Source organism: Duganella sp. P38 (genome assembly GCF_050859475.1).
Taxonomy (GTDB): Bacteria; Pseudomonadota; Gammaproteobacteria; order Burkholderiales; family Burkholderiaceae_D; genus Rugamonas.
Genome location: NZ_CP193936.1, coordinates 2,163,523 through 2,176,858, shown reverse-complemented (window position 1 = coordinate 2,176,858; position 13,336 = coordinate 2,163,523). Strand labels below are relative to the sequence as shown.

Here is a 13,336-nt window from a genome sequence, read left to right as displayed (position 1 = left end):
GATACATCTAACTCGGCATGACTTTTGAACACCCGATCTATCGCGCTCAGCGCGGCCCTGCCTGGCCCGGCCCTGCCCCCGTGCGCACGCCAGCGCCGACGCAGCCACGCGGACCACGCGGAACACGAGAACCAGGCCGGCCAAGCCGGCCGCACCGGCTGTCGCCCGTCCGCCGCGCAGCGGCCGCCGGAGGCCACTGATATGCGCGCCATCAAACCCGGCCAGATCGCCGTGTTCCTGTGCCTGCTGGCGCTGATCGTTCTGCTGGCAGTCGGCACCACCGCGCTGCTGTTCGGCGCGCTGCCGCTGGGCGACTTTCGCGGCGTCATATTGCTGCTGCTCGGCGTACTGCTGGTCTACCTGTACGCCTTCCTGGTCTACCGCCTGTTCCTGCTGGTGCTGCCGCTGCATGAAGGGGACGTCGCCGAACACTCGCGCCACGAGCTGAGCGCCAACGTCAACATCCTGTTCTACCTGCTGCTGTTCAACTCGCTGATCCGCACGCACTTCATCCCGGTGCCGCTGCAAAGGCTGGTCTACCTCGCGCTGGGCGCCCGGCTCGGCGCCAACACCTACAGCGCCGGCGCCCTGCTCGACCCGCCGCTGACGCGCATCGGCAGCAACACCATCATCGGCCACGACGCCGTGATCTTCGCCCACGTGATCGAAGGCGCGCGGCTGGAACTGAAGGCGGTCACCATCGGCAATACCGTCACCATCGGCGCCAAGGCGGTGGTGATGGCCGGCGTCTGCATCGGCGACAACGCCATCGTCTCCACCGGCGCCGTGGTCACCAAGGACACCCGGATCGGCGCCGGCGAAATCTGGGGCGGCATCCCGGCGCGCCGCATCAAGGCCGCGCCCGCCCAACCATGACGGAATTTCTTACATCGCCCGCCGGCGCGCCGCACGCGCTGCGCGCAAGTGATTGATTCCATGCGTTTCACCAGCACTGGCAAGGCTTTTGCTCTTAGCTCCGCACGGCCCCGATTCCCGTGGCCCTTTTCAAGGAGCACACATGAAAACCTACCAACCCGCGCTGGCTGTCGCCCTGCTGGCAGCCGCGTTGGCGGCGCCGCTGACCGCCAGCGCTGCGCCCACCCTTGGCTTCGACCCCACCGGCACCGGCTCCTACACCACCTATGCCGACCTGTGGACCAACGTCACCGATACCGGCCTCGCCACCGGCTTCGTTCCCGGCCGCATCGTCGGCCCCGGCGCCAGCGCCCCCTACCTGACCGAGCTGCGCTCGCAAATGGTGGTCGGCACTATGTCGAACAGCAATATCCCCGCCATCGTCACCCCGGCCGGGCTGAACACCAGCTACGAAATCAGCAAAGTGGTGCGCTTCCAGGAACTGGTGACGGCGCAAACCGCCACCACGGTCAACTTCGGCCTGCCGCCATCCCAATCGGCGGCGATGGACGTCGATCCGCTGCGCGCCGGCGTCCAGAACCTGGCCATCTACCTCGATGACATCACCGACGGCAGCCGCGCCATTCCCGGCAACGGCGCCGATACCGTGCGCTGCTACGGCGCCGGCACCACCTCGACCGGCTGCGGCGCCGGCGGCGATGGCGACGGCATCCTGATTCTCTCCGGCCACCTGGTATTCAACGAGGCCAGCTTCAGCGCCTCCGGCGCGGTCGGCACCGGCTCGTTCGACTCGCGCTTCATGATCGACTATGTCGACCCCAACTACCTCGACGTGGTGGTCGGCTCCATCTTCGTCGACAAATTCACCGGCACCACCAATGTGCCGTCGTTCTTCACGCCGACCATGATGTGGGACGGTTCCACGCCCACCACCGTGCCATTCCTGAAAGTGGATTCCTCGCAGAGCTTCGCCACGATTCCCGAGCCTGCAACGCTGGCACTGATAGGACTGGGGTTTGCGGGCCTCGCGCTGGGCACGCGCCGCAAAGTGCAGTCCTGACCGCAGCAGCGGTCCTTGACAGCGGACCGGCGGATCAACGCCCGGTCCGCTTTTTTAGCGCCACAGGATTTGCGCCAGCACACCGGACAAACGCGCGCCGGCGTCGTAGCGCTGGAACTGCTGCGCCACACGTTGCGCGGCGTCGTGCGCCGCCGGCGCTTCGAGCAGGCGCAGCGTGGCCGTGCTCACCTGCCGCGCCGTCAGGCGGTCCGAGCGCAGCAAGGCGCCGGCGCCGGTGCGCAACACGCCATCCATGTTCAGGTACTGGTCCAGGTTGCCGGCGATGCCCAGCACCGGCACGCCGGCCGCCAGCGCCTGCTGGCTGGTGGGGCTGCCGCCGTTGCAGATCACCAGCCGGGCGCGCTGCGCGGCCAGCTCGCCCGGCAAATAATTGGCCACATGCGCGTTGTCCGGCAACAAGCCCGGATCGCTATTGCCGGCGGTGGCGGCGATCACTGTCAGCGGCAGCGGCGCCAGCGCCTGCAACACCTTCGGCAGCAAGGCGCCCTGCCCCGAACTGCCCAGCGTGACGTAGACAATGTCGCGCCCGCGCGGCAGCGCATCCCACCACGACGGCAGCCCGGTCGGTGGCGACCACATCACCGGCCCGAGATAGGAGTGCGTGACCGGCAAATCATGGGCGGGAAACATTTCCGGGGTGTCGGCATACAAGATGTAATCGGCATCGGTGTAGATGCGGCGCAAGTCGTGGCCCAGCGACGGCAGCTGATAGGCGCGGCGCACCCGGTTCAGCGGCATGCTGTGCAACGCGAACGCCGCCGGGCGCACCAGGTTGAACAAGGTATCGGCCAGCGGTATCGGCAACAGCCGCGACAAGGCGATGGCCGGCACCCGGTAGCGCTGCGCCACGTACGGACTCCAATAGGCATTGATCACGCCCACATACGGCACCTGCGCCAGCCGCGCGCTGACCGACAGCGACAGCCGGAAGTCGCCGACCACCACATCCGGCCGCACCGCCTGCAACAGGCGCAGGTCGTCCAGCACATATTGCGCCAGCGTGGCGGCGTCATACACGGGCTTGCCCCTGGCCAAGGCCGCCAGGAATTGCGCGCTGGCGATGCTGTTCAGCGTCCAGTGGTGGACATTGCTGCCCTTGAAGAAGACTTCGTAGCCGGGCGCACAGGCAAGATGCACGTCGTAGCGCTGCCGGTCCAGCATTTGCGCCAGCGCCAGCGGACGGCCGACATGCGCCAGTGTTACGGCCTCGGCCACGAACAAGATTTTTTTGCGATCCATGTCCACAGCTTGCGGCGCTGAACCGCGCGTTGTTTGAGGCAGCTCAAACGTGCCCGCCTTAGACGCAGATCAAAGTCGAGCTCGCCTGATACATATATTTTCTTATTGGAATTTGTGAATGGGCAACGCGATGCGCCACTTTGAACGCTCGGGACTCGGTCAACAACTCACCATCATGTCGGTGCTGTCCACCGGCTGCGCGCTGCTGCTGGTGTTGGCGGCGTTTGCCGCGACGCTGGTGCTCGGCCATGGCGAAGACGCGCGGCGGCAATTAACCACGCTGGCCGGCGTCATCGGCAGCCACAGCCGCGGCGCGCTGGCCGACGCCGACCGCGAGCTGGCCAGACAGACGCTGGCCGCGCTGGCCGGCGCCGATGACATCCTGCAGGCCGCGCTCTACGGCGGCGACGGCAGGCTGCTGGCGCGCTACACCTCGCCGCACCTGCCGGCCGGGGACGCCGGCCCGGACACGCTGCCCATGCGCGCTGGCGGCGCCGACCTGCACGCCGAACGCAGCGGCCCGCCGTGGGCGCCGGCGCTGCGCGTCTACCGCGTGCTGCGCGACGGCCAGCAGCGCAGCGGCGTGGTCATGGTCGAGGCATCGCAGTGGCGGATGTGGCTCGATATCCTGAAAAATCTCGGCGCCGCCGTGGTGGCCGCCACGCTGGCGTTCATGCTGGCGCTGCTGACGGCGGCGCGCTTCAAGGGCAGCATCGGCGAGCCGGTCGGCAAGCTGATCGCGGCGGCGCAACAGGTCAGCCGTGGCCAGCCGACGCCGCGCATCAGCCACCAGCGCCACGACGAGCTGGGCGCGCTGATCGACAGCTTCAACGATATGCTGGCGCAGGTCGAAGGGCGCGACGCCGCGCTGGCGCAATACCGCGACCAGCTGGAACGCCAGGTCAGCGTCCGCACCGAACAGCTGGAGAAAGCCAAGAACGCCGCCGAAGCCGCCAGCCAGGCGAAAAGCGCCTTTCTCGCCACCATGAGCCATGAAATCCGCACGCCGATGAATGGCGTGCTGGGCATGACGGAGCTGCTGCTGGCGACCCGCCTCAGCGAGCAGCAGCGCCATTACACCAGCATGGTCAAGCGCTCCGGCGAGCATTTGCTGGTGATCATCAACGATATTCTGGATTTTTCCAAGATCGAGGCCGGCAAGCTGACGGTGGAGTACATCCATTTCAATTTCCGCGACCTGCTTGACGACATCGACAACGTGTTTTCGCCCCAGGCCCAGGCCAAGGGGCTGACGCTGGAACTGGACGTCGCCAACAATATTCCGCTCAGCGTCTGCGGCGACCCCAACCGGCTGCGGCAGGTGCTTTTCAATCTGCTCGGCAACGCCATCAAATTCACCGACACCGGCCAGATCACCGTCAAGGTGCGCGTGGCGCGCGAGGACGCGCAAGCGGTCGGCCTGCGCTTCGAGGTGCATGACACCGGCATCGGCGTCTCGTCCGAGGCGCGCGCGCGCATCTTCGACTCGTTCTCGCAGGCCGACGGTTCGACCACCCGCAAGCACGGCGGCACCGGCCTGGGACTGGCGATTTCCCGCCAGTTGGTCGAGCTGATGGGCGGCGCGATAGGCGTCGAGCATGCGCTAACTCAAGGTTCGATCTTCTGGTTTGCCGTAAATTTCGATAAACGTCGTCTCGATAGCGACGATCCTTCCACCGCAACACAGGGAATCCGCGCTTTGATTGTCGATGAAAATCCCGTCAGCCGCGCCGCACTGGAGCGGCAACTGGCGGCCTGGCGCATCGCCTGCGCCTGCGCCAACGCCGCCGACGCGCTGTCCCGGCTCGAACAGGGCGCGGCGGACGGCCACGCCTACGATGTGGCGCTGCTCGACATGGCGCAGCCGCGCACCTCGGGGCTGGCGCTGGCGGCGGCCATCCGCGCCAGCGGCGCGGCGCTGCGCGTGGTGCTGCTCAGCAGCGAGCGCGATGCGGCCGACAACGTGCAGCGGCGCGAGGCCGGCGTCGCCTTCCAGCTGATCAAGCCGCCCCGTGACGGCGATTTGTACGAAGCGATCGTCACGCCGCTGCGCGGCAGGGACGGCGGCCGCGACGGACGCAATGGCCGCGAAACCATGCCGGCCATCGACGCCGCCGTGGCCCCAGCCGCGCCGCCGGTAAGCGCGCTGAGCGCCGGCAGCGCGGCCGGCGCGCGGCCCCGCAAGCGCCGCAAGGTGCTGCTGGCGGAAGACAACCCGGTCAATGTCGAAGTCGCCAGCGCGATGCTGGAAGGCCTGGGGCTGGAAGTCAGCCGCGCCGGCAACGGCGAGGAGGCGCTGCATTCGGTGCAGGCCGACGACTTCGACCTGGTGCTGATGGACTGCCAGATGCCGGTGATGGACGGCTTTGCCGCCACCACGGAAATCCGCCGCCACGAGTTGCAACGCGGCCGCGCGCGCAGCCTGCCGATCATCGCCATCACCGCCAACGCCCTGCAGGGCGACCGCGAATCATGCCTGGCCGCCGGCATGGACGATTACCTGAGCAAGCCCTTCACCCAGCAGGCCCTGGGGCAAACGCTGTCGCGCTGGATCAGCCTGCCGCGCGCGGCGCCGGCCACGCCGGCCGCGGCGGCGCCGCCGGACGAGGACATCATCCAGCGGCAGGCGCTGGACAATATCCGGGCGCTCAGCCCGGCCAACGGCGCTGCGCTGCTGGAACGCGTGCTGCACGCCTTCGTCCACGACACGCCGGCCCAGCTGCGCACGATCCGGCAAGCCATCGCCAGCGACGACGCCGGGCAACTGCGCAAGGCCGCGCACAGTCTCAAGTCCAGCAGCGCCAATGTCGGCGCGCATGCGCTGGCGCAGCGCTGCAAGGAGGCCGAGCAACTCGGACGCAACAACACCACCGCCGGCGCCGCTGCCTTGCTGGCCGATATGGAACGATCTTTCCAGGCCGCGCGGCAGGCGTTGGGAGCATTGCTGGAAAAGGAATTCTAACCATGGCAACTTCCCCCAAGCGCGGCCTGGTGCTGGTCGCCGACGACGATCCCACGATGCGCTTCCTGATGCTGCAAATGCTGGCCCAGGTCGGCCTTGACGCCATCGAGGCCGAAGACGGCCTGCAGGCCGTGGCCTGCCACCAGCGCGTCGCGCCCGACCTGGTGCTGCTGGACGTCGACATGCCCGGCATGGACGGCTTTGCCGTCTGCCGCGAAATCCGCCGCCTCGAATCGCAGGCGGCCGTGCCCATCATCATGGTCACCGGCGGCGACGAGCTTGAATCGGTCACGCGCGCCTACGAGGCCGGCGCCACCGACTTCGTCTCCAAGCCGATCAACTGGCCCATCCTCGGCCACCGCGTGCTGTACGTGCTGCGCGCCAGCGACGCCATCAGCCGCCTGCGCATCGCCGACGCCCAGCACCGCGCGGTGCTCGCTGCCATCCCCGACACCTTCTTCCGCATGAACAAGGACGGCTACTACCTCGACTACGAGCAGGGCCACGAAGCCAGCAACGTCTTCGCCAGCGAGCTATGTGTCGGACGTCACCTGAGCCAGGTGCTGCCGCCGGACATCGCCGGCCACATGCTGGAACAGGTGCGCGAGGTGCTGGCAACCCAGCATATCGGCTCGCTGGACTACGAACTGCCGATGCCCGGCCCGGCGCCGCGCGCGCGCCAGGGCGAGCATCCGGCGCCATTGCCGGTGCGTCACTTCGAGGCGCGGCTGGTGGCGACCGGGCCGGACGAGGTGCTGGGCCTGGTGCGCGATATCAGCGAACGCAAGCGCAGCGAAGAGCAAATCCGCCGCCTGGCCTATTGCGATTCGCTGACCGGCATTCCCAACCGCCAGGCGTTTCTGGAAACGCTGGAGGCCGAACTGGCGCGCTCGCGCAAGGCCAACAAGAAATTTGCCGTGCTGTTCATGGACCTCGACGCCTTCAAGCGCATCAACGACACGCTGGGGCACGACGTCGGCGACCATCTGTTGCAGGCGGTGTCGGAGCGGCTGCGCGACACCACGCGGCCGGGCGATCTGGTCTCGCGCGCCGAGTCCGCCGCCAACCTGGCGCGGCTTGGCGGCGATGAATTCACGATCCTGATTCCCGACCTGGAACGGGTCGAGGACGCGCTCAACGTCGCGCACCGCGTCAAGGAAGCGATGCGCCGGCCGTTTCAGCTCGACACCAACGAGATCTTCGTCACCGCCAGCATCGGCATTTCGCTGTATCCGGAGGACGGCGAGGACTGCAACTCGCTGCTGAAGTTCGCCGACACCGCCATGTACCACGCCAAGAACTGCGGCAAGAACAACGCCAAGTTGTACAGCTCCTCGCTGACCATGCAGATCATGAGCCACGTCAGGCTGGAAGTCGGCCTGCGCAAGGCCTTGCAGAATGACGAGCTGTATCTGCTGTACCAGCCGCAGATCGACGTCGCCAGCGCGCAGATCATCGGCTTCGAGGCGCTGGTGCGCTGGCGCCATCCGGAGCGCGGCGTCATCTCGCCGACCGAGTTCATTCCGCTGGCCGAGGAAACCGGCCTCATCGTGCCGATCGGCGCCTGGGTGTTGCGCACGGCCTGCCAGCAGGCCGTGGCGTGGCAGACGCCCGGCAAGCGGCCGGTGCGGGTGGCGGTGAACCTGTCCGCCAAGCAGTTCAAGGACGAGCATCTGGCGCAGATGGTGCTGTCGGCGCTGACCGACACCGGCCTGCCGCCTGAGCTGCTGGAACTGGAACTGACCGAGGGCACGCTGATGGACGACGCCCGCGCCACGCTGGTTACGCTGGAGCAGCTGCGCGGCATCGGCGTCTACCTGTCGATCGACGACTTCGGCACCGGCTACTCGTCAATGAACTACCTCAAGCGCTTCGAGGTGCGCGCGCTGAAGATCGACAAGAGCTTCATCAGCGGCCTGCCGCTCGATTCGGAGAACGCCGCCATCACCCGCGCCATCATCGCCATGGCGCACGGGCTGAAGATGGCGGTGGTGGCCGAGGGCGTGGAAACCGACGCCCAGTTCGACCTGCTGGAGCAATACGGCTGCGACATGGTCCAGGGCTACTACCTCGGCCATCCCTCCCCGCCCGACGCCATCCCGCACATGCTCAGCAACCAGGGCGCGCTGGCGATGACCTGACGAGCGTCGGCGATGCGGGTTTGCTGAACATGCCATGCCCGGGCGCGGGACTACAGCCTCATCCAGGCCGCTTACAAGACGCCTTGCTGCCTCATGGCGGCGATGGCCTCGGCGCTGTAGCCGAGCGCTTGCAGCACTTCGTCGTTGTGCTGGCCCAGCGTCGGCCCCAGCCACTTGGTGCGGCCCGGCGTGGCCGAAAGCTTCGGCGAAATCGCCGGCAGCTTGACCGGCGTGCCGTCGGCGAACTGGTGCTGCTCGAACATCTCGCGGGCCAAGAATTGCGGGTCGCTCATCATATCGCGCACCGAATAGATTTTGCCGGCCGGGACATCGGCCGCCTTCAGCACCGCCAGCGCACTGTCGATGGTGTGCGTGGCGCACCAGGCCTGGATGGCGTCGTCGATCATCTGCGTGTGCCTGACGCGGCCGTCGTTGCGCTCCAGCTCCGGGTTGCCGGCCAGGTCGATGCGCCCCATCGCCAGCACCAGCCGCTTGAAGATGGCGTCGCCATTGCCGGCGATGACGATGTTCTCGCCGTCGCTGGTGGTATAGGTATTGGACGGCACGATGCCCGGCAGCGAGCCGCCGGTGCGTTCGCGCACCACGCCGGCGTGGTCGAACTCCGGCACCAGCGATTCCATCAGATTGAACACCGATTCGTACAAGGCCACGTCGACCATCTGGCCCTCGCCCTTGCGCTTGCCGCCGGTGGCGTCGCGGTGGCGCAGCGCCATCATGGCGCCGATTACACCGTGCAGCGCCGCCACCGAATCGCCGATCGACACGCCCACGCGCACCGGCGGCCGGTCGGCGTGGCCGGAAACATAGCGCAGGCCGCCCATCGATTCGCCGATGGCACCGAAGCCCGGCAGATCCTTCATCGGCCCGGTCTGGCCGAAGCCGGACAGGCGCACCATGATGGTCGATGGATCGATGGCCTTCAACTGTTCGTAGCCCAGCTCCCACTTCTCCAATACGCCGGGGCGGTAGTTCTCGATGATGATGTCGGCTTCCAGCGCCAGCTTGCGCGCGATCTCGCGGCCCTGCGCATGCTTCATGTTCAGCGTCAGCGATTTTTTATTGCGCGACTGAACCGACCACCACAGCGAGGTGCCGTCCTTCAGCACCCGCCATTTGCGGATCGGGTCGCCGCCATCGGGCGCTTCCACCTTGATCACTTCCGCGCCGAACTCGGCCAGCATGCGCGCGCAAAAAGGGCCCGCGATCAGCGTGCCCAGTTCGAGTACCTTGATGCCCTGCAACGGGCCGGCAGTGTTTTTGGCGCTCATGTTGCCCTTCGATCCAGCATGGCGCGGGCGATGGTGCCGGCGTCCACGTATTCGAGTTCGCCGCCGACCGGCACGCCGCGCGCCAGGCGGCTGACCTTGAGGCCGCGCGCCTTCAGCATCTCGCTGATGTAGTGGGCGGTGGCTTCGCCTTCGTTGGTGAAATTGGTGGCCAGCACCACTTCGGTGACCAGGCCGCTGGCGGCGCGCGCCACCAGTTTTTCGAGATGGATGTCTTTCGGGCCGATGCCGTCCAGCGGCGACAGCCGGCCCATCAGCACGAAGTACAGGCCCTTGTAGGTCAGCGTCTGCTCGATCATCAGCTGATCGGCGGGCGTTTCGACCACGCACAGCAGGCGGCGGTCGCGCTGCTCGTCGCTGCACATATCGCAGACGTCTTCTTCGGTGAAGGTGTTGCACAGCGCGCAGTGGTGCACGGCGCTGACCGCCTGGTGCAGTGCGCGCGACAGCATGTCCGCGCCTTCACGGTCATGCTGCAGCAGGTGGAACGCCATGCGCTGCGCCGACTTTGGCCCGACGCCGGGCAACCGGCGCAACGCCTCCGTCAGGAATTCCAGCGACTTGGACATGGTTCCTTAGAAAGGCATCTTGAAGCCGGCCGGCAGGTTCAGGCCGGAGGTCAGGCCACCCATTTTTTCGGCGGCGGTGGCTTCGGCCTTGCGCACGGCGTCGTTGAAGGCGGCGGCCACCAGGTCTTCCAGCATGTCCTTGTCGTCGGCCAGCAGCGACGGGTCGATCTGCACGCGCTTGACGTCGTTCTTGCAGGTCATGGTCACTTTGACCAGACCGGCGCCCGACTGGCCTTCGACTTCGATCAGCGCCAGCGATTCCTGGGCCTTTTTCATATTGTCCTGCATTGCCTGGGCTTGTTTCATCAGGCCGGCCAGTTGGTTTTTCATCATGATGGAGTTCTCCGTTTATAAGTTAAAGAAGCAATCAGGCAGCCGCTGCCGCGCTGGATGGCGGCGGCACGATGGAGCCGGGGACGACCCAGGCGTCCAGTTCGCGGATCATGCTGTTCACGAAAGGATCGTTGGCGATGGTGTCTTCGGCGGCGCGCTGGCAGGCCTCGCGGTAGGCCTGCGCCTCGGCGCTGGCGGTGTACCAGACGGCGCCCAGTTCGCTGTCGACGCGCACCGGGCGGCCGAAGCGTTCGCTCAGCGCGGCGGTCAGTTTTTCGATGTTGCCGGGGGTGCGCCAGGTTTCGATCGGCACGCGCAGCGTGAACACGGCGGCGTTGCCTTCGATGCCGCAGCGGACCATCTCGGCCTGCATCGCCAGTTGCTGGGCCGTGCCGCGCAATGGCAGCGCGGCGGCGACGGCAGGCCAGTTGCCGTCCCAGTTCAGTTCCTGCACCGGGGTGATGACGTAGGCATATGGCGCCTTGGCCGGCGCTGGCGCAGCGCGGGCCGGCATAGCGATGGCGTGGGGGTCATCGCCATGGCCGCCGTGCGGCGTCGGGGCGCCATAGGACGTTTGGCCGCCATAAGCCGCCGGGGCGGTCGATGGCGCCGGCGCGTATGGATGCGACGACGGCGCAGCGACCGCGCTGTCGTCGGAAAATTCGGTGACCCAAGGCGGCAGGTCGTCTTCATCAACGGCTTGTTGCGGCTTGGCTTGCTGCTGCCTGGCCTGCGGCGCGATCTGTTGCGCGGCTTGCTGCGGCGCGACGCGCACCGGCGCTTCCAGCACGGCGGCGCCGCCGTCTGCGGCTGGCGGCATGTCTTCCCACGGCGCCGGACGAGCGGGCGCGGCGTTCATCTGCGCATTGGGCGCGGCCGCCGCGGTGGCCGTTGGCGGCGTATAGGCGCCAGCCTGCGCCGGCATAACAGCGGCTGCCGGGCCGCCCGGTGCGCCGCCGAAGCCGGACGGTGCAGCCGAGGACGATGCGGACGGAGCGCCCGGCCGCGCTGCCGATGGCGTTCCCTGCGCGGATGCCGATGGTAAGCCCGACGACGATGCCGATGGTGTCCCCTGCTGCGATACCGATGATGCGCCCGACGACGATGCTGATGGGGCGCCAGCCGGCGCTACTGCGGGCGCGGCAGCCGGTGGCGTGGCGCCAGCGCTTGCTGGACGCGTCCCGCCCGGGCGGGATGCGGCGCGTGCAGCTTCCAGCGCAGCATTGATGGCGGCACGCGCGGTACTGATCGGCGCCGCAGTTGCCGGCGCCGGCGCGGCGGCCGGTGGTGCTGGCGGCGTCATTGGCGCCGCTGACGCCGCGCCCGGTGCGACGGCAACCGGTGTCTGCGCGCTCGGCGCGACGACAGCCTGTGTCTGTGCGCTCGGCGCGGTTGCGGCCGAGGCTTGCGTGGCCGGCGCGACAGCAGCCGGCGCTTGCGCAGTCGACGCGGCGACTGACGGTGCGGCGTTTGGCGCGGCCGCCGATTGCATAGCCGGGCGCGCTTGCGCGGCGCTGGCGGCCGCAGCCTCGTTGCGCGCCATCGCGGCAGCGCCGGCAATCACGGATGGCGGCACCACGCTGGCATGGCTTGCCTGCACATTGGCCGCCGCGCGCGCCGGCGTCGCCCCGGCAGCAGCGCGGGCCGAGGCCATCGCCGCCTGGCGCGACACCGCCGGCGCCGCCGCTGGTTGTCCCTCCGCCCCGCCTACGCCGGGGCGAAAGGCCAACATCCGTAACAAGGTCATCGAGAAGCCGGCATACTCATCCGGCGCGAGTCCCAGCTCATTGCGGCCATGCACAGCGATCTGATAATAGAGCTGCACCTCTTCCGCATCGAACAAGCCGGCCAGACGCACGATGTCCGCATATTCCGGCAAATCCTCCGGCAGCGCCGCCGGCACCGTCTGCGCCAGCGCGATCCGGTGCAGCAACGTACCCAGATCCTGCAAAGCGCCGTTGTACGACAGGCTGCGCGTGGCCATCTCATCGGCCACGGCCAGCAGGTCGGCGCCATCCTGCGCCGCCAGCGCGTCGAGCAGGCGAATCAGATACGACTGGTCGAGCGCACCCAGCATGCCCTGCACCGCATCCAGCGTCACCGCGCCGGCCGCGTAGGCGATCGCCTGGTCGGTCAGCGATAAGGCGTCGCGCATCGAACCGTGGGCGCCGGTCGCCAGCAGACGCAGCGCCGGATGTTCAAAGCTAATGCCCTCCTGCCCCAGAATATTTTCCAGGTGGCCGATGATATGGCCCGGCGGCATCTGTTTCAGGTTGAATTGCAGGCAGCGCGACAGCACCGTCACCGGAATCTTCTGCGGATCGGTGGTCGCCAGAATAAATTTGACGTGCTCCGGCGGCTCCTCCAGCGTCTTCAGCATCGCGTTGAAGGCGTGGTTGGTCAGCATGTGCACCTCGTCGATCATATAGACCTTGAAGCGCGCATTGCTCGGCGCATACACCGCCTGCTCCAGCAGTTGCGCCATCTCGTCGACGCCGCGGTTGGAGGCCGCATCCATCTCGATGTAATCGACAAAGCGCCCGCTATCGATGGCCGTGCACGCCTCGCAGACGCCACACGGCGTCGCCGTGATGCCGCCAGTGCCGTCGGCACCGACGCAGTTGAGCGACTTGGCCAGAATGCGCGACAAGGTGGTCTTGCCGACGCCGCGCGTGCCGGTAAACAGATAGGCGTGGTGCAGCCGGCCGCTATGCAAGGCATGTGTCAGCGCGCGAACCACGTGCTCCTGGCCGACGAGCGTTTCGAAGTTCTTCGGGCGGTATTTACGGGCGAGGACTTGATAGGACATGCTGGGATTTTACCGTATA

Annotated in this window: 9 protein-coding genes; 4 read left to right on the top strand and 5 right to left on the bottom strand. The window is 67.4% G+C overall.

The genetic code is table 11. The features are described 5' to 3' along the window. The first annotated feature begins 201 nt into the window (after positions 1-201). Both ACRQ5J_RS09980 and ACRQ5J_RS09975 read left to right on the top strand, forming a co-directional pair. Positions 202-876: an acyltransferase gene (locus ACRQ5J_RS09980; RefSeq protein ID WP_432383020.1), complete on the top strand. Its 675-nt coding sequence runs from the start codon at positions 202-204 to the stop codon at positions 874-876. 142 nt (positions 877-1,018) lie between these two features. Beyond that, positions 1,019-1,936, top strand: a complete 918-nt coding sequence (locus ACRQ5J_RS09975; RefSeq protein ID WP_432383018.1) for a PEP-CTERM sorting domain-containing protein — start codon at positions 1,019-1,021, stop codon at positions 1,934-1,936. 54 nt (positions 1,937-1,990) lie between these two features. On the opposite strand, the gene ACRQ5J_RS09970 is transcribed toward ACRQ5J_RS09975, so the two are convergent. Beyond that, the gene (locus tag ACRQ5J_RS09970; protein WP_432383016.1) at positions 1,991-3,196 is read right to left on the bottom strand and encodes a glycosyltransferase; all 1,206 of its coding nucleotides are present in this window, start codon (positions 3,194-3,196) and stop codon (positions 1,991-1,993) included. A gap of 130 nt (positions 3,197-3,326) precedes the next feature. Between ACRQ5J_RS09970 and ACRQ5J_RS09965 the strand changes: the two genes are divergently transcribed. Together ACRQ5J_RS09965 and ACRQ5J_RS09960 are read left to right on the top strand one after the other, a co-directional pair. Beyond that, positions 3,327-6,158, top strand: a complete 2,832-nt coding sequence (locus tag ACRQ5J_RS09965) for a response regulator (RefSeq protein WP_432383618.1) — start codon at positions 3,327-3,329, stop codon at positions 6,156-6,158. A gap of 2 nt (positions 6,159-6,160) precedes the next feature. Further along, positions 6,161-8,299 carry a putative bifunctional diguanylate cyclase/phosphodiesterase gene (locus tag ACRQ5J_RS09960; protein ID WP_432383014.1) on the top strand — a complete coding sequence of 713 codons (2,139 nt, stop codon included), beginning with the start codon at positions 6,161-6,163 and terminating at the stop codon, positions 8,297-8,299. Between the two features lie 71 nt (positions 8,300-8,370). Here ACRQ5J_RS09960 and ACRQ5J_RS09955 read toward each other — a convergent pair whose 3' ends face one another. From ACRQ5J_RS09955 to dnaX, 4 genes are read right to left on the bottom strand one after another with little or no spacing between them, the layout of a single operon-like run. Continuing rightward, positions 8,371-9,588: a CaiB/BaiF CoA transferase family protein gene (locus ACRQ5J_RS09955; protein WP_432383012.1), complete on the bottom strand. Its 1,218-nt coding sequence runs from the start codon at positions 9,586-9,588 to the stop codon at positions 8,371-8,373. Beyond that, a complete protein-coding gene (gene recR, locus ACRQ5J_RS09950; protein WP_432383010.1) occupies positions 9,585-10,175 on the bottom strand; it encodes a recombination mediator RecR in 591 nt (196 codons plus the stop codon). The genes ACRQ5J_RS09955 and recR overlap by 4 nt, the downstream gene beginning before the upstream one ends. A 6-nt stretch (positions 10,176-10,181) precedes the next feature. Then, entirely contained in the window at positions 10,182-10,508 is a 327-nt protein-coding gene (locus ACRQ5J_RS09945; RefSeq protein WP_432383008.1) for a YbaB/EbfC family nucleoid-associated protein, read from the bottom strand. Between the two features lie 34 nt (positions 10,509-10,542). After that, positions 10,543-13,317 carry a DNA polymerase III subunit gamma/tau gene (gene dnaX / locus ACRQ5J_RS09940; RefSeq protein WP_432383007.1) on the bottom strand — a complete coding sequence of 925 codons (2,775 nt, stop codon included), beginning with the start codon at positions 13,315-13,317 and terminating at the stop codon, positions 10,543-10,545. Positions 13,318-13,336 lie beyond the last annotated feature (19 nt).

Excerpts from the sequence above, each read along its gene's own strand:
- ACRQ5J_RS09980 (WP_432383020.1), top strand. The coding sequence starts at position 202 with ATGCGCGCCATCAAACCCGGCCAGATCGCCGTGTTCCTGTGCCTGCTG.
- ACRQ5J_RS09975 (WP_432383018.1), top strand. The coding sequence starts at position 1,019 with ATGAAAACCTACCAACCCGCGCTGGCTGTCGCCCTGCTGGCAGCCGCG.
- ACRQ5J_RS09970 (WP_432383016.1), bottom strand. The coding sequence starts at position 3,196 with ATGGATCGCAAAAAAATCTTGTTCGTGGCCGAGGCCGTAACACTGGCG.
- ACRQ5J_RS09965 (WP_432383618.1), top strand. The coding sequence starts at position 3,327 with ATGCGCCACTTTGAACGCTCGGGACTCGGTCAACAACTCACCATCATG.
- ACRQ5J_RS09960 (WP_432383014.1), top strand. The coding sequence starts at position 6,161 with ATGGCAACTTCCCCCAAGCGCGGCCTGGTGCTGGTCGCCGACGACGAT.
- ACRQ5J_RS09955 (WP_432383012.1), bottom strand. The coding sequence starts at position 9,588 with ATGAGCGCCAAAAACACTGCCGGCCCGTTGCAGGGCATCAAGGTACTC.
- recR (WP_432383010.1), bottom strand. The coding sequence starts at position 10,175 with ATGTCCAAGTCGCTGGAATTCCTGACGGAGGCGTTGCGCCGGTTGCCC.
- ACRQ5J_RS09945 (WP_432383008.1), bottom strand. The coding sequence starts at position 10,508 with ATGATGAAAAACCAACTGGCCGGCCTGATGAAACAAGCCCAGGCAATG.
- dnaX (WP_432383007.1), bottom strand. The coding sequence starts at position 13,317 with ATGTCCTATCAAGTCCTCGCCCGTAAATACCGCCCGAAGAACTTCGAA.